22 protein-coding genes, 5 tRNA genes and 1 riboswitch are annotated in these 20,813 nt (G+C 52.3%); of the genes, 5 read left to right on the top strand and 22 right to left on the bottom strand.

The window, feature by feature from the left end; translation table 11 throughout:
- Nucleotides 1-27: 27 nt before the first annotated feature.
- The 8 genes from SBI19_RS25380 to SBI19_RS25345 all read right to left on the bottom strand — a co-directional run bounded on the left by SBI19_RS25380 (nucleotide 28) and on the right by SBI19_RS25345 (nucleotide 3,264).
- Nucleotides 28-852, bottom strand: coding sequence for a carbohydrate ABC transporter permease (locus SBI19_RS25380; RefSeq protein ID WP_483312339.1), 825 nt, complete (start codon nucleotides 850-852; stop codon nucleotides 28-30).
- Between the two features lie 82 nt (nucleotides 853-934).
- Complete coding sequence (locus SBI19_RS25375; RefSeq protein ID WP_317972319.1) at nucleotides 935-1,903, bottom strand: ABC transporter permease; 969 nt, start codon at nucleotides 1,901-1,903, stop codon at nucleotides 935-937.
- Nucleotides 1,904-2,133: 230 nt separating this feature from the next.
- Nucleotides 2,134-2,219 (bottom strand) — tRNA-Leu (locus SBI19_RS25370).
- Between the two features lie 47 nt (nucleotides 2,220-2,266).
- Nucleotides 2,267-2,342, bottom strand: a tRNA-Lys gene (locus SBI19_RS25365).
- 5 nt (nucleotides 2,343-2,347) lie between these two features.
- A tRNA-Glu gene (locus SBI19_RS25360) sits at nucleotides 2,348-2,422 on the bottom strand.
- 164 nt (nucleotides 2,423-2,586) lie between these two features.
- Nucleotides 2,587-2,677: transfer RNA gene (locus SBI19_RS25355), tRNA-Ser, on the bottom strand.
- 1 nt (nucleotide 2,678) lies between these two features.
- Nucleotides 2,679-2,754 (bottom strand) — tRNA-Asn (locus SBI19_RS25350).
- A gap of 45 nt (nucleotides 2,755-2,799) precedes the next feature.
- The gene (locus SBI19_RS25345) at nucleotides 2,800-3,264 is read right to left on the bottom strand and encodes a SprT family protein (protein ID WP_317972318.1); all 465 of its coding nucleotides are present in this window, start codon (nucleotides 3,262-3,264) and stop codon (nucleotides 2,800-2,802) included.
- 94 nt (nucleotides 3,265-3,358) lie between these two features.
- Between SBI19_RS25345 and SBI19_RS25340 the strand changes: the two genes are divergently transcribed.
- Nucleotides 3,359-3,712 (top strand): hydrolase/acyltransferase, encoded by a 354-nt coding sequence (locus tag SBI19_RS25340; RefSeq protein ID WP_317972317.1) that lies wholly within the window; start codon nucleotides 3,359-3,361, stop codon nucleotides 3,710-3,712.
- A gap of 88 nt (nucleotides 3,713-3,800) precedes the next feature.
- Here the strand turns inward: SBI19_RS25340 and SBI19_RS25335 are convergent, their stop codons facing one another.
- Nucleotides 3,801-4,232 carry a VOC family protein gene (locus SBI19_RS25335; protein WP_317972316.1) on the bottom strand — a complete coding sequence of 144 codons (432 nt, stop codon included), beginning with the start codon at nucleotides 4,230-4,232 and terminating at the stop codon, nucleotides 3,801-3,803.
- Nucleotides 4,233-4,488: 256 nt separating this feature from the next.
- On the opposite strand from SBI19_RS25335, the gene cmpA reads away from it, so the two are divergent.
- Entirely contained in the window at nucleotides 4,489-4,626 is a 138-nt protein-coding gene (gene cmpA / locus SBI19_RS25330; protein WP_317972315.1) for a cortex morphogenetic protein CmpA, read from the top strand.
- 188 nt (nucleotides 4,627-4,814) lie between these two features.
- On the opposite strand, the gene SBI19_RS25325 is transcribed toward cmpA, so the two are convergent.
- The 4 genes from SBI19_RS25325 to uptA form a co-directional block, all read right to left on the bottom strand.
- On the bottom strand, nucleotides 4,815-7,061 hold the full coding sequence (locus SBI19_RS25325; RefSeq protein WP_317972314.1) for a Tex family protein: 2,247 nt from the start codon (nucleotides 7,059-7,061) through the stop codon (nucleotides 4,815-4,817).
- Between the two features lie 37 nt (nucleotides 7,062-7,098).
- Nucleotides 7,099-7,740 (bottom strand): MBL fold metallo-hydrolase, encoded by a 642-nt coding sequence (locus tag SBI19_RS25320; protein WP_317972313.1) that lies wholly within the window; start codon nucleotides 7,738-7,740, stop codon nucleotides 7,099-7,101.
- A 4-nt stretch (nucleotides 7,741-7,744) separates the two neighbouring features.
- The gene (locus SBI19_RS25315) at nucleotides 7,745-8,317 is read right to left on the bottom strand and encodes a thioredoxin family protein (protein WP_317972312.1); all 573 of its coding nucleotides are present in this window, start codon (nucleotides 8,315-8,317) and stop codon (nucleotides 7,745-7,747) included.
- A gap of 326 nt (nucleotides 8,318-8,643) precedes the next feature.
- On the bottom strand, nucleotides 8,644-9,258 hold the full coding sequence (gene uptA / locus SBI19_RS25310) for an undecaprenyl phosphate transporter UptA (RefSeq protein ID WP_317972311.1): 615 nt from the start codon (nucleotides 9,256-9,258) through the stop codon (nucleotides 8,644-8,646).
- 155 nt (nucleotides 9,259-9,413) lie between these two features.
- Here uptA and SBI19_RS25305 point away from each other — a divergent pair, with 155 nt between their 5' ends.
- Both SBI19_RS25305 and SBI19_RS25300 read left to right on the top strand, forming a co-directional pair.
- Entirely contained in the window at nucleotides 9,414-9,869 is a 456-nt protein-coding gene (locus SBI19_RS25305; protein ID WP_317972310.1) for a cupredoxin domain-containing protein, read from the top strand.
- Between the two features lie 95 nt (nucleotides 9,870-9,964).
- A complete protein-coding gene (locus SBI19_RS25300; protein ID WP_317972309.1) occupies nucleotides 9,965-10,276 on the top strand; it encodes a dehydrogenase in 312 nt (103 codons plus the stop codon).
- A gap of 231 nt (nucleotides 10,277-10,507) precedes the next feature.
- Here SBI19_RS25300 and SBI19_RS25295 read toward each other — a convergent pair whose 3' ends face one another.
- From SBI19_RS25295 to yyaC, 8 genes are all read right to left on the bottom strand, one after another.
- Entirely contained in the window at nucleotides 10,508-12,031 is a 1,524-nt protein-coding gene (locus SBI19_RS25295) for an O-antigen ligase family protein (RefSeq protein ID WP_317972308.1), read from the bottom strand.
- Nucleotides 12,032-12,159: 128 nt separating this feature from the next.
- Nucleotides 12,160-12,978, bottom strand: coding sequence for a PilZ domain-containing protein (locus SBI19_RS25290; protein WP_317972307.1), 819 nt, complete (start codon nucleotides 12,976-12,978; stop codon nucleotides 12,160-12,162).
- A 157-nt stretch (nucleotides 12,979-13,135) separates the two neighbouring features.
- Nucleotides 13,136-13,227: riboswitch (cyclic di-GMP riboswitch) on the bottom strand.
- A gap of 50 nt (nucleotides 13,228-13,277) precedes the next feature.
- Nucleotides 13,278-14,360 (bottom strand): HD-GYP domain-containing protein, encoded by a 1,083-nt coding sequence (locus SBI19_RS25285; protein WP_317972306.1) that lies wholly within the window; start codon nucleotides 14,358-14,360, stop codon nucleotides 13,278-13,280.
- Nucleotides 14,361-14,476: 116 nt separating this feature from the next.
- Entirely contained in the window at nucleotides 14,477-16,240 is a 1,764-nt protein-coding gene (locus SBI19_RS25280) for a diguanylate cyclase (protein WP_317972305.1), read from the bottom strand.
- Nucleotides 16,240-17,406, bottom strand: a complete 1,167-nt coding sequence (locus SBI19_RS25275; RefSeq protein WP_317972304.1) for a class I SAM-dependent methyltransferase — start codon at nucleotides 17,404-17,406, stop codon at nucleotides 16,240-16,242. Before SBI19_RS25275 ends, SBI19_RS25280 begins: the two co-directional genes overlap by 1 nt.
- Before the next feature lie 45 nt (nucleotides 17,407-17,451).
- On the bottom strand, nucleotides 17,452-18,159 hold the full coding sequence (locus SBI19_RS25270; RefSeq protein WP_317972303.1) for a DUF6483 family protein: 708 nt from the start codon (nucleotides 18,157-18,159) through the stop codon (nucleotides 17,452-17,454).
- A 12-nt stretch (nucleotides 18,160-18,171) separates the two neighbouring features.
- Complete coding sequence (locus SBI19_RS25265; RefSeq protein ID WP_317972302.1) at nucleotides 18,172-18,996, bottom strand: alpha/beta fold hydrolase; 825 nt, start codon at nucleotides 18,994-18,996, stop codon at nucleotides 18,172-18,174.
- A 19-nt stretch (nucleotides 18,997-19,015) separates the two neighbouring features.
- Nucleotides 19,016-19,573, bottom strand: a complete 558-nt coding sequence (yyaC, locus tag SBI19_RS25260; RefSeq protein ID WP_317972301.1) for a spore protease YyaC — start codon at nucleotides 19,571-19,573, stop codon at nucleotides 19,016-19,018.
- A gap of 240 nt (nucleotides 19,574-19,813) precedes the next feature.
- Here yyaC and SBI19_RS25255 point away from each other — a divergent pair, with 240 nt between their 5' ends.
- A complete protein-coding gene (locus SBI19_RS25255; RefSeq protein WP_317972300.1) occupies nucleotides 19,814-20,038 on the top strand; it encodes a DUF1128 domain-containing protein in 225 nt (74 codons plus the stop codon).
- A 129-nt stretch (nucleotides 20,039-20,167) separates the two neighbouring features.
- Here SBI19_RS25255 and SBI19_RS25250 read toward each other — a convergent pair whose 3' ends face one another.
- Entirely contained in the window at nucleotides 20,168-20,632 is a 465-nt protein-coding gene (locus SBI19_RS25250) for a hypothetical protein (RefSeq protein WP_317972299.1), read from the bottom strand.
- Nucleotides 20,633-20,813 lie beyond the last annotated feature (181 nt).

Here is a 20,813-nt window from a genome sequence, read left to right as displayed (position 1 = left end):
GACTGATAATTGAGGTTGATCAGGCGTTTAGCCTTTGATAGAGCCAATCATGAACCCTTTAACGAAATACTTTTGCAAGAACGGATACACAATGACGATTGGCGCTGTCGTCACGACCATCGTCGCCAGCTTAAGCGATTGACTCGTCACCGAGACCGATACGCCGCTTGGCATGGCTGCCAGCATCTGATTGGAGCTGGACTGCGCGACAACCCGGTACAAGAACGTCTGAATCGGCTGCAGATCCATATCATTCATGTAGATCATGCCGGTGAAATAATCGTTCCACTGATACACGCCATGGAACAACGCGATTGTTGCAACGACCGGCATCGAGACGGGAATGATGACTTTGTAGAAAATCTGGAAATCGTTCGCGCCATCGATTCTTGCCGCTTCCTCTAGACCGGCCGGTATTTCCCGGAAGAAGGAGAGGAAGATAATAAGGTCAAAGAAGCTGAACGCTGCGGGAATAATGTAAACCAAGAAATTGTCGAGCAAATGCAGGTCACGAATGAGCAGGTAGTAAGGAATGAGACCGCCGCCGAAGAACATCGTGATCGTACCGATCAGCATGTATACCTTGCGGCCGATGAGCTCCTTGCGTGAGAAAGCGTACGCGACCATCGCTGTAAAGAATACGTGAACGACTACGCCGACTACCGTCTTCGCTACCGTAATCCACATCGCGGTCATGATGCCGTCGCTCCGGAATACTGCATTGAAGCTTGTCAGACTGAATACTCGCGGAATCCAGTAGATGCCTCCGCGCATGGCATCCTCGCCGTCATTGAATGCATTGACGAGGACATACCAGATTGGATACAACGTGATGAAACATATGATAAGCATCAGAAGGGTTACGAGAATTTCAAATGTAAATTCCGATGCCGACTGCCTTTTCGAAGAAAACATCCTTAGGTCACCGCCTTGATCAGAATAGGGACGTGTTGTTCAATCGCTTCGTTACGCTGTTGGCTCCAAGCAGCAAAATCAATGCAATGACGGACTTGATCAATCCGACTGCCGCCGCATAGGAATATCTGCCTGACAACAAGCCTACCTGATACACATACACGTCGATGACGTTACTGGACGTTTCATTCAGCTGGTTGCGGAGGACGAGAATCTGATCGAAGTTCGAGTTAAGCACGCCGCTGATGGCGAGAATGAACAGGATCGAAATCGTCCCTTTGATCGATGGAATCGTAATGTTCCACATTTTCTGTCCGCGACCCGCGCCATCGATCGTTGCTGCTTCATATAGTTCGGGAGAGATGCTCGATATAGCAGCCAAGTAAATAATCGCCGACCAACCGAGTTCTTTCCAAATATCAGATGTAATTACGATTCCCCAGAAGTACTTCGGCTCTGCAAGATACGTGATAGGCTCTTGAATGAAATTAAGCCCCATAAGAATCTTGTTCACGATACCGACATCCGACAGCCACGTAGCCATAATGCCGCCGAGGACGACCCACGATAAGAAGTGCGGCAGGTAAGTAATCGTCTGTACCCAGCGCTTGAAAATCATGGAGCGCAATTCGTTCATCAGTAGTGCGAATAGAATCGGCAGCGGAAACCCGATAACGAGCTTGATAAGACTCATGCCGATCGTATTCTTAATGACATAGCCTAAGCTGTCATCCTCAAGAAACTCTTTGAAGTGATCGAATCCAACCCACGGCGCATCCGAGATTGAATGGATAATGTCGAACTCTTTGAACGCGATTATGATTCCATACATCGGGATGTAATTGAATACAACCATCCATGCGACACCTAGCAGCGCCATCACTTGCAAATACCGCTGCGCGATTAATTTCTGCACCCATACTTGAATGTTTGACCTGCCCGCCGTTGATTGCTGCGTGCTCGGCTTCGTTTCTACTTTGACACTCATACCCCTAGGTGCACCTCCATTTCCCACTGTCTTTGTTCCGAAAGCCCTTACATGTGTAATAGTAATCGTTTACAACTAGCTGTTGTAGGTGTGAGATTTCAGGTATGGTGATGTTTTTTTAGGAACATGTACGATCGGAGTAAAATAAAAAATGTCCCTGAAACACAAAAAAATCACTCTGTTCCATGCCTCAATCGGCATAGTACAAGTGATTGTTGTTTGATAAGTTATGGTGCGGTAGAGAGGACTCGAACCTCCACGGGCGTACGCCCACTACCCCCTCAAGATAGCGTGTCTGCCATTCCACCACTACCGCACATTTAAAAAGTGAATCTCGCATTCGCTTCGAGGGATAGAAGCAAATGGTGAGCCATGTAGGACTCGAACCTACGACACCCTGATTAAAAGTCAGGTGCTCTACCAACTGAGCTAATGGCTCTCAAATGGTGACCCGTAGGGGATTCGAACCCCTGTTACCTCCGTGAAAGGGAGGTGTCTTAACCCCTTGACCAACGGGCCGCGTTATCTTCATTGCCCGTTCAATCAGGCGACTTGAAGATCATAACATGTACGCAATTGTTTTGCAAGCACTTTTCTCGAAATGTTAAGCAATCGAACATCTGAGCAAAAGAAAAAGACCGATCGGATTGCACGGTCCTTGCATGCAAATCAGATAAAAAATGTGGCGGAGAAGGAGGGATTCGAACCCTCGCACCACTTACGCAGTCTAACCCCTTAGCAGAGGGTCCCCTTGAGCCACTTGGGTACTTCTCCATGGCTCCCCGAACAGGACTCGAACCTGTGACAACTCGATTAACAGTCGAGTGCTCTACCAACTGAGCTATCAGGGAAAATCGTTACAGTGACAATTAATAATTTACCACGCCTGTCCCATCCTAGTCAAGCGTTTTTAACGATAATTTTCCCGCGCATTTGCCGCATCGATATCGAGCTGGATCAAGCCGGCGACGACGCAAGTATTCCATCCCGCACGCACCGCATAAAAGCTTGTACTTGAACGGCCTTGGCTTACGCGCTTCGCGTTCCGGCAATGTACGGCAATAGCGAGATGCCCCCACTTGGGCGAGCAGCTGTTTGAAATCCTGGTCGCGATGCTGATAGCCCCGCTTCAGCAGATGAAGATGATAATGGCACAGCTCGTGCTTAATAATCTTCTCCGTCTCCTCCGCCCCGAACGCCTCCAGCTGATGCGGACTGATCTCAATGTTATGCGATTTGGTAAAATATCGCCCGCCCGTCGCCTTCAAACGGCCGTTGAACGTCGCACGGTGTTTGAACGGTCTGCCGAACCACTCCAACGACACGCGCTCGACCCATGTCTGCAGCGTCTCATCATTCATCGATAATCTCCTCCACCTACTTGAATTGTAAAGGCGGGCTGCGATACACTTCAAGTAGCTGTTGTTGTTATTAGAGGGGAGAATCTGTACTATTATGCCAACTATGCGCTACGTTCTGATGAAACAGAATGACTCGGTACATTTCGTCGAAATGCCGCAATCTCACGCTTACCAGCTCAGCGCGCTTAATCTGCGTTTGCATAAAGAAATCGACAAGCTGACGGCAAGCAACGTCCCTGCGCTGCCCTATGCAATTGCTGAATGCGACAATGTCGAGCTGCATGACGCAAGCATTCAAACGATCTCTGGTTTGGATTATTTGAACAAGCTGGAGCAGGATTTTGTCCAAATCAAAGAGCAATCGTACCCGCTCATCTCGCTGCTGACAGAGATCCGCGCACTCCAAGCTCAACTGGAACAGTGGTATGAAGAGGAATACGAGAATTAACATGATGAAACGCACTGCACCGCCTTACTGGCGGCTCAGTGCGTTTTATTTGTTAGCGCGAAAAGCAGACTTTTCTGAACCCCCTCTACTAAGTAGCTTGCCATGCTGCATACTTGTTCCCGTCTGGATCGAAGAAATGAAAGGCTGTTCCGCAACCGTCACTCCCCTTAAGTTCGGAGACGCTCGCGCCACCGTCCCTCATCTGTTTATAGAGCTCATCGATTTGTTCCACTTCGAAACAGATGGATTCCATCACATGTTCATCGTCATTCTGGTCCCAATCATGCGTCACGAAATTCGAAGACTGCTTTTCTTGCGTCTCGAGGAAATAGATCCCTTGGCCGGAGGCAAGCTTCACGTTCCCGCCAGGCGATAATGTAATCAACCCATGTCTCATGAAGAATTCTTTGGTTACGGCAGCGTTGGTCACAGGAATGTATACGCATTCAATTCGCTTCAGCCGTGCTTGATTATGCGGGAATTGTCGCTCTAACTCACTTTTCAATTCCATTTTATTCATTGGAAACCAGCCTCCAATTCGTATAGGATTTAGCCCAGACTCTTGTAAGTTGTTCGATATTTATTTAGAAATCCCTTCCATTTCATCAATGTACAACCTTGAACGCCAATGAGAATTCGTTCTTTCCCGGCAGACTCTGAAAAGAAAGATTGTTATTGGCGTATTCACGCGAATGAAATCGTCTCGGACCTGCACATCGGGCCGCCCGTGCCCATATGCTATTCATACAGTACGGTCCGGGAGGAGGACGAAGCAGATGCCGCAGTGGCTGTGCAATCAACTAATGCGTGCCTACCAGAAGAAGGACATTCGGCAGATTCGTCTGCTGAATGATTGCTGGTATTTCTACCGCGCTAAGCAGCGTCCGAACGAAGAATCCGTCACGAGTAACTAGGGGCTGCGCCTCTTGTGACCCCCATCCACCGAATACACGAATACAGATGTGATCGCGTATTTGGGTGATGGGAATTCGCATGCCCTAAAGGGCACAGCTTACTTGTGTACGTGTGATAGAACATTTGTTAATAAGAAACAAAAAGCCGATCCCGCTTCAACTGGGATCGGCTTTTGCTATACACGTATCTAATCAGGCTTAACCATCGTAAGGCTGACGCGGCCCTTCTTGGCATCGGCCTCGAGAACCCAGACCGTTACCGCATCGCCGACAGAGACGACGTCCGTTGGATGCTTCACGAACTTGGTGCTAAGACGCGAAATATGGACAAGACCGTCATTCTTAATGCCGATATCGACGAAAGCGCCGAAGTCGATAACGTTGCGGACCGTGCCTTGCAGCTCCATGCCCGGCTTCAGGTCCTCGAGCTTCAGCACGTCCGTCCGGAAGATCGGCGGCGGCAGCTCTTCGCGCGGATCGCGGCCCGGGCGCTGCAGACTGTCGATAATGTCACGCAGCGTCGGAACGCCAACTTCTAGCTCGGCAGACAGCTGAGCTACGTCTGCATCCGCCAGCTTAGCTCTCACCGATTCCGAACCGACGTCTTGCAGCTTCAGTCCAAGTGCGCGGAACAGCTTGTCCACGACGGAATAAGATTCAGGGTGAATAGGCGTCCGATCAAGCGGATTGTCCCCGTCTGGAATGCGGAGGAAGCCGATGCACTGCTCATAGGACTTCGCGCCAAGCCGCGGAACCTTCGCAAGCTGCTTGCGCTGCACGAACTTGCCGTTCTCGTCGCGGTATTTGACTATGTTACGGGCGATCGTCGCATTGACCCCTGCTACATAGGAGAGCAGCGACGGCGATGCCGTATTCACATCGACGCCGACATGGTTAACCGCAGACTCGACCACGCCGCCCAAGCTTTCCTCCAGACGCTTCTGGCTGACGTCATGCTGATATTGACCGACGCCGATCGCTTTAGGCTCAATCTTCACAAGCTCAGCCAATGGGTCCTGCAGACGACGCGCAATGGAAACCGCACTTCGTTCGGAGACGTCAAGCGATGGGAATTCCTCTGCCGCGAGCTTCGAAGCAGAGTAGACCGAAGCGCCCGCTTCGCTGACGATCATATATTTCAGCTCATCAGCTCCGGCAGCGCGTGCTTGTCTCCGTTTGCCGATAAGATCAGCAATGAATTGCTCCGTCTCGCGGGACGCCGTACCGTTGCCGATAACGATAAGGCCTACGTTGTATTTGTCCAGCATGCCGTTCACGATACGTTCCGCTTCAGCAACCTTATTGTTAGGAGGCGTCGGGTAAGAGACAGCTACCTCAAGCAGCTTGCCGATGTCATCTACGACCGCTAGCTTACAACCCGTCCGGTACGCAGGGTCAACGCCGAGGACGACCTGGCCGCGGACAGGCGGCGACAGCAGCAAATTACGCAGATTGACCGAGAAGATCGAAATCGCATGCTCTTCCGCTTTCTCTGTCATCTCGCCGCGCACTTCGCGATCAATGGACGGCGCGATTAATCTTTTGTAAGCATCCTCTATGACCGATGAGAGTACCGACACAATCTGCGGAGCCGTATGCTTACGGATGATTGTTCGGTTCATCCAGTCATGCACGCGGTCGACTGGAACGTCGAGCGCCACGCGCAGCACTTCTTCACGTTCGCCGCGGTTAATGGCGAGCACACGGTGAGGCGGCAGCTTGCGTACCGGCTCCTGATAAGCATAGTACATCTCGTATACCGTCTCTGCGCTGGCATCCTTCGCCTCCGTGCGAAGTACACCCTGGTCATGCGTAAACTTACGGATCCAGGCGCGAATTGCTGCGTCGTCGGCAATATTTTCAGCGAGAATATCCATTGCGCCTTGCAGCGCTTCTTCCGCGGAATTCACGCCTTTGTCGGCATCGATATAACGAAGCGCCTCTACAGCCGGATCGCCCTGCTTGGGCTGGGACCAGATCCAGAGCGCGAGCGGCTCCAGTCCGCGTTCCTTCGCGACGCTGGCTCTTGTCTTCCGCTTCTGCCGATAAGGACGGTACAGATCTTCGACCTCTTGCAGCTTAACGGCGGACTCGATGCCTCGGCGAAGCTCGTCCGTCAGCTTGCCCTGCTCGTCGATGAGCCGGATCACTTCGCGCTTGCGCTCTTCGAGGTTGCGCCGATACTGCAGCTTCTCTTCGATATCACGGAGCGCATTCTCGTCGAGCTCGCCCGTCATCTCCTTGCGATAACGCGCAATGAACGGAATCGTATTGCCTTCATCCAGCAGCGATACCGCTGCCTTCACCTTCGACAGCGGTATGGACAGCTCGGCGGAGATATCGCGAATAATCCGTTCTCGCTCGGCTGCAACCTGCTCTTCTGATTGCTTTGCTAAATTCGCTTCCGTAGGTGCATCCTGCTTCTCAACGACCACTTTCAGCAAGCTCCTTCCATCTCGTACTGATATCAAACTAGCGCTGCAAGCCAACGAACGGATTGTTCGCCTTCTCGAATCCGATCGTCGTCTTCGGTCCATGACCGGAATAAACCGTTACGTCGTCCGGCAGCTTGAACAGCTTAAGACGGATCGAGTCGTATAGATCCCGTTCGCGTCCGCCAGGCAGGTCCGTACGTCCAATCGACGAGCGGAACAAGACGTCCCCGCTGAACAGATCGGACCCGCACAACAGGCTGATGCTGCCTGGCGAATGGCCAGGCGTATGCATAACGGAGAACTTATGGCCGATCAGCTCGAGCGTCTGTCCTTCGTCCAACGCATATTCCGCCGGATCGGTCGTGAGCGGCGGCGTTACGTCTTTCCATCTCATGGAGCCGTTCAGCTGCGCATTGACCAGCCACTCCGCCTCGAGGTCATGAATATAAACGGGGCATCCCTTCGCTTTGCGAACTTCATCAACGCCGCCCATGTGGTCAAAATGAGCATGCGTCAGCAAGATTGCCTCTATGTGTATGGATTCGATCCGTTCGAGCAGCCGCTTCGGTCCCATGCCAGGATCGATAATGACGCCCCTCTCGCCGGATTCATCCGTCAATAAGTAACAATTCGTCTGCAGCGGGCCTAGTTGAAACGACTGTATATTCAGCTTCGACATCGGCTTACAACGTAGAGAGCAGCTGACGCAGCTCGATAATAATATCAGATTGATAGCTAATGCCTTCGCCTTCGCCATAACGGCGCATAATCTCCGTACGCGCTTCGGACAGGTTCTGCTGATAGTCCGCTGCTTCGCGATCCGGATTCGCCAGCTTGAAGGCGATCATCGGTTCTTGCACATGCTTCGTGCGAGGTCCCCACTGTCCGCGAACAACGCCTTGCTGATCAGCGAAAATAACGACCGGAATCGAACGGCCGCCCATCGTCAGAAACTCATCCATCGTCTCGAGGTGCTGCTCCATAATGAGCACTTCCGTCGGCATTCCGCTTGCAGCAAGCGCGTGGAATACGACCGGCACGTTGCGAACGACATCGCCGCACCAATCCGCAGCAATAATGAGGCAGCGCAGGTCATCGCGTCCGTTAAGCGATTCGAAAAACGTACGGTCATCCCCGTTCGGCCACTCGAAAGATTCGTATATGGAACGGAATTGTTCTTGGTTTTTGGTCATGCCGTCGATGAACTGCTGCGGCGAAATGCCTTGACCTAGTTTCGCGCTTACATTTTTACCCATGATGGCGAACCTCGCTTTCATATCCGATATAAATAGTTGTCATTCTTCGTATTATTGAGTGTTCAAAAAGTTCGGTTTTCAGCACCGAAAAGGTTGGATCAAGCGGGAATGAGGATCGGAGCGTAGTGTAGCGCTACGTGAGAACCGGAAGTCACAGCTTCATCCAAGATTCGACGCCGAATACCTTTCTTGTAATGCTTCGTGATCGGTAGCGGACTTTTTGAACGTCCTCTAATATTGTAGCAGATTCAGGGAGATACAGGCAAAAAAACAGACATGGTCTCAGCCGTTCTGCCGGGTCCATGTCCGCTATAAGTCGGGATATATTAAGATGATTTTTTGCTGTTGCGGGAACGTACAATTTTGAACACAACATAAACAACAAGGAGTCCAAGCGCAACCAGAATGCCCTCATGAATATACTTGCCAGCTTCCTCTTCGATGGTGTCCCAATTGTCGCCAAGGGAACGTCCCAAGTAAACAAACAGAATCGACCATGGCAGCGACGCCAGCGCCGTCAGCAAAGTGAAAATTCCGAACGGCATGCGCGCCATACCCGCAGGAATCGAGATAACCTGGCGCATAACAGGGACAAAACGGGCAGTGAAAACGATGCCTTTGCCGTACTTGTCGAACCAGCTTTCCGCTATATCGATATGCTTTTTCTTAATCTTCAGGAACTTCCCGTACTTATCAAGGAAAGGCCGGCCGCCATATCGGCCGATCGCATACAAAATCCAGTTCTGAAGAACAGCGCCGAGGGTTCCGAAAATCACTGCTCCCAGGAACGATATTCTTCCGTCGTAGACCAAATAACCCGCATAAGCCAACACAACCTCACTCGGAATGACCTCTACCATTAGGCCGAACAAAATGCCGAAGTAGCCGAGATCCTTCATCCATTCTAGCAGCGTCGCCACCACATCTGACAATACGTGCATGGTTTCTCCTTCCGCCTCTCCCACAGGCATGTCTTATCTTGCTTCGTATTCTAGCATACCAGCATGCCAAGTCCAAGTGCCAGAAGGGGCATGTTCAGACAGGCCTGCGCATAGACTAGCCTCGAATAGATACGTACAAGCGGAGGAGAAGTTCCATGACTAAATTTCTCGTTATTAAGAAAAGAAATCTACAGATCGCGGGAGCCTTTCTCGTCATGACGTTATTGGTTGCTGCGCTCTGGCGCGTGCACTTGACGAGAGTTGAGCCTGCCGCCGCTGCGCCAACCGATGGCGTGCAGGTGTTCACGCTAGTGACCGGCGAGTTCGAGACGACGGATCGCAATGGCAAGATGCTAGAGGCATACATCTTCAATCCAGGCTCGATCGTTGTGAAGAAAGGCGTTCCTGTAGAGCTTCGAATCATCGGCATAAGCGGCGACGCGCATCCGTTCGTCATCGAAGGGCTTGGCGTGAAAGGCGAAGTGAAGAAGGGCGAAACAACCGTTGTCCGCTTCACCGCCGAGCAAGCCGGTACGTATGAAATCAAGTGTCTGACGCATGCGGATATGCGCAGCGACGGCCCGATGGTTGGGTATATTTACGTACATTAAAATTGAAAGGCAGATCGCCGTACCCCTCATTCAAGGCTAGTGTCCGCATGTGAAATCGGTGCATACGATAGCCGTAGAGAGGAGGCGGTTGTCGTATGAGGCCCACGAACGAGAAGCATACAACCGGGTACCCGACCGCTCGCAAAATCAAGAGAGCCTGCAGCAACGAGCTGTATCGCACCGCCAAGCGGTTGAACAAATGGATTCCGAAGGAGAAGGTGGAGGAGGCCGAGAAGCTCTACTTCAAGAAGGTAGCGCTTAATCTCCCTTGGATTCACGAGCACCAGAGCAATCGCAAAGCATTGTCCGACTGGTGGGATGAGAACGTCAGCGCCGAAATCGCCGAGCTGTGGGAGGTTGACCGGGCAGCGTTATGCGAAGCGTTCCGGCATGCGTTCGGAGGCTAGCAGCCGAACGGCGGGACGGGATATGCAGAACACCGAGATGCGTCAGATTGCCAGCAGAACCGGAACGTAAACCCCGAAGCACGTCAACCTGAATGCGAAGTGTTAGGCGAAGCATTCCTGGCTTGCATTCGGCGTCTAGCGAGTGGCCGAACGGCGGGGCTGGATCGTAATACCCGAAGCACGTCGGCTAAGGTCATGCGAGCCTTTCCGACTGATTCGGGGGCTAGTATGTTAAGGCAAAGCCGATCGCGCACGGGCATCGATTCCGTACGCGGCTATCCCGAATAGCAGCAGCCACCAGCAGCCATAGCTCATATCGAAATCAATGGCTGCGTGCAGCAGCATGACGAGTATAGGCGCAAGCAGAATGCGATATTCGCCCGCCCGCCAGATCGCGATAAGCAATGCGGCGAGCATCAGCAGCATGATGGATAACCCGAGCAGGCCAGCGTTCAGCAAAATGTCGAGGTACCCACTGTGCACCTCGTAGATGCCGAACCGTCGGCCTGCGAGCTGCCGCCAGGTATCACCGCCGCGGCCAAGTAGAGGCGCTTCCCGCCACAGGCGAAGCGCCTCTTGGTATAGAGACGCGCGCGAAGCCGCCGTCTCGTAATGCGCGCCGAGCCGCGCGTACAGCTGCGCTGGCGGCAGCGCAGCCAGCGCGGCGAGGCCGCCTGCGAGCAGCGCAGCGCTCGCAGCTAGCGCGCGGCCCTGCCGCGCCGCGCCTGGGGCGAGCAGCCTGCTGCGAAGGGCTGCGAGGCCCACGGCGCAGGCTGCGAAGCAGCCGAGCAGCGCGGCAGCGCGCGCTGCGCCGGCGGCTGGCGCGGGCGCCAGCGCGATGCGGCAGGCGAGCGCGCCGCATAAGCTGGCCCAGCCTGCGCTGGCCAGCCAGAGCGCGAGCCTGCGGCCGCGCAGCAGCAGCGCGCCCGCGGCTGCGCCGGCGGCGCAGGCAAGCCCGGCGCCGCGCGACTCCGACAGCAGCAGCGCGAGCAGCAGCGGCGCAGGAAGACACGCGCCTGCAAACAGCATAAGCCGATGCGCCGAATGCGTCGTCCACACCGCGAGCAGCAGCAGCAATAAAGCTGCCGCGAAGATGCCCTGTGCATTCGGATATTGCAGAAATCCGGATAACCTCATTCCTATGCTCGCGATGCGGATATCGGATTCAACGAGCAGAAATCCTCGCGAGATCTGCTCGGGCAATAAACCGAACCAGCCTGCGATGGAGACAGGTCCAATCAACACGCCCAGCGTTACGAGCAGACTAATCTGTATCCGCGAACCATCTCTCACAACATTAGCTGTAACGACCTGCTGCTTCCGCTTCCCATGCTGTTGGTGCAGGAGCATGACGATTCCTGCTGTACCAAGCCAGCGTATACACGCCTCGGCCGATGCCGCAGAATGATGCGAATGTCCAACAACCAGCTGCAGCAAACTGATACCCGCCAGTCCGAACAAGCATAGCAGCACAACATGCATGACCCGCTGCCGCTCCGGATGCCGTCCGCCGCTCGCCCCGCCGGGCATAGGAGTCGGAGACGCTTGGATTCGGCGGCCTGCACGCACAGCCATTACTAATGCCGCACTAGCCGCTCCAATCACCGCAGCTAACGAGAATATTACAGCAGCACTATTCCCGTATAGCCCCGCCTGCATGATAGCCGCACCAGCCCCAACAACGGCAGCCCCGGATGCCGCACCTCCTGCAAACCGACTACTTCTGTCACGGTTATCGCTCCCTCGAACCCTCATACCTTACATCTCCTTCCCTGAGCGGCATTCACACATCATCTGATACGCAGTATTGCCGCAGCGGACATCGATGAAACAAAACAAACAGCCCCGAAACACGGGGAGCGGTGTATAAAAGAAAAAACCGCTCAGTTGTCTGAGCGGCTTCCTTTGGTATTTTTCAATTGTTTTCTACGATTCGTATAGAACGCGCCGACCTGCTCGCGTAGAATATAAGCGCGAAGCGCACGTTGTTCCTTCTCGCCGAGCCCTTCAAAACGAGCACCGTAGTATCGTCCTTCCGGCGTCGCCTCCGAACGAACAATCGAGAGCTTGCATCGAATAATCCGTTGCCCCTCAATTCGGAGCTCTGCTTCAACTTCTTCCCCTGCCATCATCGGAACCGTAGGCTGTTCAATCACGAAACCGATACCCGAGTTGCTGATATTGCTAATTCGAATCGGCGTGCCAGCCCAATCATCCTGCTCGACGCCTGCTGCTTGAAGCAGCTCATCCAGCTCTGCAAGCAGCTCGTCCGACATCACCCCTGCATTCGACGGCGCAATCATTTGCTCCAGTTTCCGTTCCTGTCCTGGAGACTCTTCATTCGGATAACGAAGCTTGCCAACCGCCCTCACCGCTACCCTCGGACTCTCCCGCTTCTCGACAAACTGAAACGCCTTCGGCGGAAAAATAACCGCGATCGAGCCTTCATCCTTGCCAATAATCGTGGATTGGAGGCGGTGAATGCCCACAGGAGAATAAAAAGTAAGCTGCACGGAATCTCCTAGCTCGAACCGTTTGTATTCATTCAGATCAATGCCAAGCAATTCACCTTCTACATAAGTAGAGATGCCTGTCGTGACATAGTCCTGTTTTTCCACAATCGTTCTGCTATGAACAAGCGCTTTCGGTGCAATCATCTCTTTGTCCTTCTTGCGAAGCTCTTGCCCGCTCCTTATCGACATTAACCTGAACCCCCTTAATGATGGACACATGATGGATTTATACAAGTCTTCTAATTTCGCAGACGATGATGCCACTTTACATGTTCCGTAAAAAAGCAAACAAAAAAAGCCGCATTCAAAAAGAAGCCGCTCCAAAATCTACCTGCAGGGGAGCGAATTCGGTAACCAGGCTGCCAACCGCCGCATATGCAAGCGTTAGGCCCTATGGCTTTGCGTCCTTGCCTTTCGACAAGTTTGCTATTATCGTTCGATATCCACATATTCAGTTCTTGCGCTATATCTAGATGTATGATGACGAGTTACAATTCTTCAACGATCAGAATGCTGATTTCGTTCTTAAGGTCAATTTCATAAGGATTCGCAGGACGAGTGCCATCCGGCTCCTCTACAACCCGCACCTTCGGACGGTGTACCGCAAGCGAATTGTTCGCGGATACGACTGCAATCTGTCCTGTACTCAACCGGACGGTCGTAGCGATCGGGTAAACCGAAATATGCTTGCAGAACAGCTTGACCAGCTCGAAATCAAAATACGTGTTGCCGGCTGCGAATAGAAACTCAATCGCTTCCGACGGCGTGTAACGCTTGCGATGCGGTCTCGGCGATGTCAGCGCGTCATAGGTGTCAGCCAGACCAACGATTTGGGCATACAGATGAATCTCGTCACTTTTCAGGCCTCTCGGATATCCCGATCCATCGAACCGTTCGTGGTGCTGCAGCGCACAATGGGCGGAAAGCAGTGAAATATCATACTGCTTACGAAGAATATCAAAGCCATCATTCGTGTGTCGTTCTACGATTGCACGCTCTGCATCCGTCAGCGCTTCCTGCTTGTTCAGCAGCGCAGATGGAACCTTCGTCATCCCAACATCAAACAGCAGCGCTCCAATGCCGAGTTCCTCCAATTGAATCTTATTGTAGCCTTTGGCAATCCCGATAATGCCGGACAATACTGCAACGTTAACGGAGTGCTGGAACAAGTAAGCATCAGTCGTATGGATATTCGTCAAATTCACCATGACATCGCCGCGTACCATGACGTCATTCAGAATTTCCCCGAACACCTGCCGCAGTTGACGTCCCATCTCAGGAGCAACCGCTTTGCCCTTCATGAAGTTCTGGTCTTTCAAATTAGCCATCGTCTGATAGATAGCATTTACCGCTTTTTGACGTGTCGCTTCCGAAATTGCCTCAGGCGGCTCAAGGTCATCGGTAAAAGCGTCCTCAACGAACAGCATATCGATGCCAAGCTTGCGAAGTCTGTCTATAAACCGTTCGTTCAGTTCAACGCCCACGCCTAGGAGAACATTCCCATTGTCCTGCAGGATCGGCTTAGCCAGCTTGTCCCCAGGCTTAATTTGATGAATGTTTACCTTCTTCATACTAGTTCCCGCCTTCTTCATGCCAAAAAATATGGAACACCAATCTATTGTACCATGACCTATTGCCTAATGACTACGCTCTCATGTTAATCGCTAAATCATTTAATGAATTCGGACTAATGCTCGAAAAGACGGCTTACCACTTGATTACGACCCGCGTTCTTCGCGATGTACAACGCCTCGTCCGCTCGTGCAAACAGCTGTCTTAAGTACGCTGCCGACTCAATCGCATTGGCCGGCTGCAGCGATTCATCTGCCACTACACCCATACTAATCGTCACAGACAGCTTCTTGACGCAGGCATCTCGTTGTCCGGCGCCAAACTCGCTTCCAGCCGCCACTTCAAGCTCGGACCTACGGTTCCATTCAACGATATCCTCATTCCATGGCAGTTCACTGCATTCCACCGCTCTACGAATCCGTTCCGCCGCTTCCGTCGCGTGCTTCATATCGGCTCCGGGCATGTACACCGTAAACTCTTCACCGCCATACCGTGCCAACACATCGTTAGGCCCCAGCATCGTGCGGATTGTCTCCGCTGTCTGGACAAGTATCATGTCCCCAGCCAAATGGCCATACGTATCATTCACTGATTTGAACAAGTCGATATCAAATAGCAGCACGGCGACCGGCTTGCTGTACATCGCAAGCGACGGAAGCTCGTTCTCGAGTCTACTCAGCAGGTAACGGCGATTGAAGCAGCCCGTCAGGCTGTCCGTGACCGCCATCAGCTCCAGCTTGCGATTCGCTGCGGACAGCTCATCCTGCATCTTGAGCAGCTCTTGATTCTGCACTTGAAGCGTCTCGTTCTGCCTGCGCGTCTCTTCCATGAGCAGCCGATAATCCGTGACGTCTTGAATCGTTATGATACGGCCTGCCGTCTCGTCATTATTCGCTTTGATCGGCGCGGATACAACGACGACGTGACGCTTTGCAGTCGTGAATGAAGGAACAAGCACCTCCATCTCCAGACGTTCTGGCGAATTCGCCTCATGCCATTCAATGAACAACTCGGTTTGTTCGGATACTGCCCGCATCGTGCTGAGCATCGCACGAATATCGAATTTGTCCCCGACGCGAAATGGCATGATCGGCTGCATTACACGATTAATATCGGCAACATTGCCCTGTTCGTTGACAACTACGATGCCGGAAGACATCGAATTGAATACGTCCTGCTGCGCGAATTGCACCAGATCGAACAATCGATTGCGCTGTATGGCGATGACGAAGTAAAGACCGCTCAAGGTCATCCCGAGCGACATCAAGCCAGGCACAACATGTCCCTTCGATTCGAAGATTACATTAACGAAAATATCAATGACGCCGAACACCAAAAACAACATCAGCCCGCGCAGCGCCATTTGTAATCGCTTGCGCAATTGCGCCGAAACTCCGCCAGTATGAATCGCTCCTCGCATAAGTCCAATCGCACGCGCCATATAGCCGCCGAGAACAGCAACGAGCAACCAGAACAACGGTCCATAACTGGCTTCTGTCAGCCGCGTTCCCGTTTCTTGGATAAACCAATCGGACGGATTAATCATCACCATGCAGGCCGTTAATATCGACGGGATGGCAGTGAATAACAGCCTCGGCTTGTTGTAGACGTAAGATCGACCGGTCAGGAAGATCGCGAATACGAACCAGCCATACCCCAATACCGCCAAGCAGACGAACATAATCTTCATGATGTACATTCGGTAATCAGGAGCCTCTGCCATATAGAGCACCGTCTGGCCAAGCGGCCAATTCAGCATGAACATATGGAATAACAAATAGATTCGATGCAGCGTTGTAAAGGAACCGCGCACGAATACGAGGACAAAGAGAACAAGCAGGATCAAATAGTTGGCAAATTCAATCCAAACGCCAATCATCAGTGTTCACCTTCGATTACCGGCCGAGGACGCCTCTCTTCACCCAGCGCCTTCTCCAAATAAGGATCAATAGACAGCATATTGCGGTATTGAACATACTCGTCCCACTTGCGACGCTTGACGGATTCCGGCACCGCGGCCGCTACTGCCCTGATAAGCAGATTCTTGGGCGTATGCTCCGGATCGATGAATTCGAGCATCTGTACTTTATAGCCGACCGACTCCAACAGCGCTCCGCGAGCGGCGTCGGTTGCCAGCGCTGCGAACCGCTCCTTCAGCAGCCCATGCGAGAGCAGCGGCTTCAGATTTTCGTTCTCAATCTGACGGAACAGTTCATGCTGGCAGCATGGCACCGATAGAATAACCTGCGCTCCCCAGCCAACCGCCTTCGCAAGCGCTGCATCGGTAGCCGTATCACATGCATGGAGCGTTACGACCATGTCGGCGGAAGCCGATTCATTGTATTCGGCGATGTCACCTACTCTGAACTGGAGCCCTTCATATCCAAGCTTGTCCGCGAGCGATTGACAGAACGCAATGACATCCGCTTTCAAATCCAGACCGACCACTTGAAGCTCGTAGCCCTTCTCAATGACGAGCAAGTGATACAAGGCGAATGTCAGATACGATTTGCCGCAGCCGAAATCGATTACCTTGACCGGACGATCCTTCGGCAGATGCGGCAGTACATCGGTCACCATCTCAAGAAAACGGTTGATCTGACGGTACTTATCCATCTTGCTGTCTTTCACTTTGCCTTCTGCCGTCATGATGCCAAGCTCTATCAAGAACGGTGCAGGGGCATCCAGCACACGATTTTTCTTGCGATTATGGTCTGCTGTATCAGCACCTTGCGCAGAAGCCGGCTTCTTGAGAACAGCTGCCTTCCCTTTCTTGCTGAACAGAATCTGATAGTCCGCTTCCTTCGTCTTGAACAGCGCCTGCCGATAGTTCGCATCGATCCACTCAGCAATGCGCTCACCCGCTTGCGCAGCAGGCACATTCTCATGCTTCGCTTTGTTCGGGTAATGATACTCGAATTGATAGTGCAGCCCGTCCTTCAATTGAACAGGACGAATCGTCGTGCGAGCAGGTGCGTCTCCATCTTTGCGGCGAAGTTGACTGAGCGTCGCTTGCAGCACCAATCCTTCATCCACCCAACGCATCAAATCTAACCGCCATTGTTCCATAAAGCTATTACGTTCACTCCTTCATCGATCGAGCTCGTCCAAGCCGAGCATCAGCTCTTCGCGGGGCAGTCCGCCCGCCTCCAGCTGTTCGTCACTCTTTAACAACAATCGTGTATAGAAATCTTTCAGATCGCCAGCCTTGCCAACGCCATCTTCATACATGGCGTATAAGTAGTTCTCTGCTTTGTCATACCAGCCTCTGCGCTCGCAAACTTCCGCCGCAAGCAGTCCAGTGCTTCGCGGCAATCTTGCGTTGCCCAGCCGCTCCATTAATAGAGCTGCCTCGTCCGACTTGTCCGGCGATGTGTCCGACTCGCTTGTCTGCTGTACGGCTCCTGCCGTTAAGCCAAGTTCCTCAGCCAGCACGCTTGCATGCGCCTGTTCTTCCACTTCTGCCGCAAGCATCATATGGAGCGCCTTCCCTCTCAGCGCAGCAGCTTCCGCTTCGCGTCCCAGCTCTTCGAATGTGTCAGCCTCCGCGGACATCAATGTACCGAGCGCGCGCAAATCTTCAGGATCAGCCGTTCCTCGTTGGCCCAGCATACTTATCAAATCGCCCGCTGACAGCTTCCTGGCCAGTTCCGGCTTCATCCGCAGCAGCTTCTCCAGCAGGTCCCCGGACAACGCAAGCGCCTCTTCCTGCTTCTGCTGCTTGCGTAAGCCCATCATTTGACCAAGCGTTTCGGTCATGCTTTCGATCATGCGCATCATATAGTCACGCTGAAGCATAAGCGCCTCCTTCTAGATCGTTGCTACGAATTGAAGAATGCCTGCAGCTAGCTCTTCCGGAGCCTCGAGCATCCCCATATGTCCCGCCGACTGAAGCAGCACTTGACTTGCTCCTTGTCTGTTCGTCGTAAACGTCCGCTCCACAGGAATAATGCCGTCTTGCGCCCCTGCCACAAGAAGCAGCGGGAGCTGCGACGTCTCCAGCAGGCTGCGGCGGTCCGGGCGATCTTTCATGCCAAGCGCCGAAGCTTGCGCGCCTTGCGCGGATGTTCCATATCCGATGTCAATGGCGCGGGCGACTAGATCAGCAGGTGCATTCGGTGCGAACAGGTTCGGAACGAGCCCTTCAACAAACGTGCGAATTCCCTGCTCCTCAATCTTGCTTACCGTACGATCCCGATTCTCGCGTGCGGCTTCGCTATCCGGCAGTCCAGTCGAGTGAATGAGGCCGAACGCGCGCAGACGGTCTGCATATTGCTCTGCAAATGCAAGCGCCGTGTAACCGCCCATCGAATGCCCCAGCAGGACGATTCGCTCCAATTGAAGCGCGTCGATAAGCGCAAGCACATCCTGCGCTAACGTTTCCATCGCATACGCCGACGAAACAGGCGCCGACGATCGGCCATGACCTCTCGTGTCCGGCACGATAATTCGTGCGCCGGATGAAGACAACTGCGGCACGACCCGTTCCCAGTAAGCGGAGCTGCCGCAATATCCGTGCAGCAGTACGACATTGATCTCCGCACCGCCTTCTGGCATCGTATCCGCATATGCGATTGTAAGTGTACCATTATGTACATCAATTGAACGATCTGCTATCGATTGCTGGTTCATCATAACTCCTCCTGGACTTGCACTATTTAAGGTTGTGTCCTCGCAGCGCCGCATCAATCGCAGAAGCTGCCGACTCCGCCATTCGCATCACGAGGTAAAGCGAAGTTGCTTGTAAGGTTTGATACGGTCTTGGCCCTTGCCGATTGACAACGCCCGCAATGGAATAATCCCCAACGGGAGCCAAATCCAAACCTATCCCTTGTCCTGGTTTCAATGGACCTTCCGCAAAGGCGAACATACCGATAGATTCAGGTCTGCCGAGGCATGCATCAACTGTAATGACGATCGCATTGGCCGGAGGTTGTATGCCTTCTTGTGCAATCCGTTTCGCATCGAGCGGCTGCTCCATCGTGCCATTGACATTGTCCCAGCCCCGAGCCCGAAGCGCAGAGCCGACTAATGGACCGAAAGCATCCCCGGTAGAGCAATCCGTCCCGATGCAGACGAATGCCACTTCCCGGCCAAGCCTGTGCTCTGCCGCAGCCGGTCTAAGGAGCGTCTGAATGCCGTTCGCATCGACTGTTATGGATACCCGTTTGGGAGCAGGCTGCGGCTTTCGATTTCTACTGCGAATTCCCATAATAACGCTTCCGATCCTTTCCTACATTCCTCATCCATGATACTTGATTTCAATTGGATCAGCAATGAACGGCAAGCCCCATTAAATCCGATAAAACCTCTAACGAGGCCTGTTCTCTCCTGCAGACTCGGAAACGTATTCTTTGTTGCGCAATCACGGATCGGCCATCGTGCTTCAATGGCGATGAACGACAAGGCATGGTACAATACATCAAACGATGGAATAGTGAGGGATACGAAAATGAACTTAAACGAACCGACAATTAGCAATGTGGCGTTTATGATTGACGAGATCAAATCCAAGCTGAAGATGGCAACCGCCGCTGCTATGCAGCCAAACCACTTCGACTTGAACCGATATGAGGATATCAAGGATATTTATGAAGTAATTGCTTCCAAACCATCCTTCAGCATTTCGGAAGTTGAGGCTCTTGTATCCGAATTAGGCAAGCTTCGGAACCAATAGTTTAAATTATTAAATATTTAATTACATTTTATAACATGCATAAACATTATTCTACAATTAACAACAGATTTCTGTCGCAACACAAAATAAGACCGAGGCTCTTAATGAAGCCTCGGTCTTCTGTATCATTTATTGCTCGTTCTCGCTCGACTCTGGGTCTGGTGACGCAGTCGGCGCAACCGTCTCAATCGACAATTTCACCGTTACCTGTTTGCCCTCGCCCTTCAGAAACTGTGCTGCACGCTCTAATTTCTCTGCCAATTCGTTACCGCTAAGCGTTACATTCAGATGATAGGAGAAGTGATCGCCTGGCTGCTTCGCAGCGCCGTAACCGGCTTGCGCCGCGAAACGGTCTGAACCATACAAAGCAGGAGCGACTGCCTCGCCCGGGAAAAATTTGTCAGACTTGTTCACGACACGCTCGTAGATACGCAGCTTCTTCAGCAGCATATAATATTGTGCGGAATGCTTGAAGCCCCAAGCATCTCGAATATCCTTTAGTGTGTAGTCCATCTTCCAACGCTTCAGGTGCTCGATTTGTTCCTCTGTATTCAACTTCATGAATTCATCTAGTGGAAAAATTGCGCTAGACATCGGTTACTCCTCCAATCGCTATATCGGCTTGAAAAAATAAGTTACAAAATGACCTTACAACATATAAAAATCATTTAGTATTATTTTCTATAAAATAATACCATAAATATTATCTAAAGGCCAACCGTACAAAGCGAATAATTTCAGACATCGTTCGCGCAAATTAGTGCAATGTACATAG

Source organism: Paenibacillus sp. CCS19, from assembly GCF_033239625.1.
Classification (GTDB): Bacteria; Bacillota; Bacilli; order Paenibacillales; family Paenibacillaceae; genus Paenibacillus_T.
Note: the sequence above shows the minus strand (reverse complement) of the source record. Positions and strands in the feature narration are given on the sequence as shown.

Coding starts and splice junctions, on each gene's coding strand:
- SBI19_RS25380 (WP_483312339.1), bottom strand. CDS start 852: ATGCTTATCATATGTTTCATCACGTTGTATCCAATCTGGTATGTCCTC.
- SBI19_RS25375 (WP_317972319.1), bottom strand. CDS start 1,903: ATGAGTGTCAAAGTAGAAACGAAGCCGAGCACGCAGCAATCAACGGCG.
- SBI19_RS25345 (WP_317972318.1), bottom strand. CDS start 3,264: ATGAATGATGAGACGCTGCAGACATGGGTCGAGCGCGTGTCGTTGGAG.
- SBI19_RS25340 (WP_317972317.1), top strand. CDS start 3,359: ATGCCAACTATGCGCTACGTTCTGATGAAACAGAATGACTCGGTACAT.
- SBI19_RS25335 (WP_317972316.1), bottom strand. CDS start 4,232: ATGAATAAAATGGAATTGAAAAGTGAGTTAGAGCGACAATTCCCGCAT.
- cmpA (WP_317972315.1), top strand. CDS start 4,489: ATGCCGCAGTGGCTGTGCAATCAACTAATGCGTGCCTACCAGAAGAAG.
- SBI19_RS25320 (WP_317972313.1), bottom strand. CDS start 7,740: ATGTCGAAGCTGAATATACAGTCGTTTCAACTAGGCCCGCTGCAGACG.
- SBI19_RS25315 (WP_317972312.1), bottom strand. CDS start 8,317: ATGGGTAAAAATGTAAGCGCGAAACTAGGTCAAGGCATTTCGCCGCAG.
- uptA (WP_317972311.1), bottom strand. CDS start 9,258: ATGCACGTATTGTCAGATGTGGTGGCGACGCTGCTAGAATGGATGAAG.
- SBI19_RS25305 (WP_317972310.1), top strand. CDS start 9,414: ATGACTAAATTTCTCGTTATTAAGAAAAGAAATCTACAGATCGCGGGA.
- SBI19_RS25300 (WP_317972309.1), top strand. CDS start 9,965: ATGAGGCCCACGAACGAGAAGCATACAACCGGGTACCCGACCGCTCGC.
- SBI19_RS25295 (WP_317972308.1), bottom strand. CDS start 12,031: ATGAGGGTTCGAGGGAGCGATAACCGTGACAGAAGTAGTCGGTTTGCA.
- SBI19_RS25290 (WP_317972307.1), bottom strand. CDS start 12,978: ATGTCGATAAGGAGCGGGCAAGAGCTTCGCAAGAAGGACAAAGAGATG.
- SBI19_RS25285 (WP_317972306.1), bottom strand. CDS start 14,360: ATGAAGAAGGTAAACATTCATCAAATTAAGCCTGGGGACAAGCTGGCT.
- SBI19_RS25280 (WP_317972305.1), bottom strand. CDS start 16,240: ATGATTGGCGTTTGGATTGAATTTGCCAACTATTTGATCCTGCTTGTT.
- SBI19_RS25275 (WP_317972304.1), bottom strand. CDS start 17,406: ATGCGTTGGGTGGATGAAGGATTGGTGCTGCAAGCGACGCTCAGTCAA.
- SBI19_RS25270 (WP_317972303.1), bottom strand. CDS start 18,159: ATGCTTCAGCGTGACTATATGATGCGCATGATCGAAAGCATGACCGAA.
- SBI19_RS25265 (WP_317972302.1), bottom strand. CDS start 18,996: ATGATGAACCAGCAATCGATAGCAGATCGTTCAATTGATGTACATAAT.
- yyaC (WP_317972301.1), bottom strand. CDS start 19,573: ATGGGAATTCGCAGTAGAAATCGAAAGCCGCAGCCTGCTCCCAAACGG.
- SBI19_RS25255 (WP_317972300.1), top strand. CDS start 19,814: ATGAACTTAAACGAACCGACAATTAGCAATGTGGCGTTTATGATTGAC.
- SBI19_RS25250 (WP_317972299.1), bottom strand. CDS start 20,632: ATGTCTAGCGCAATTTTTCCACTAGATGAATTCATGAAGTTGAATACA.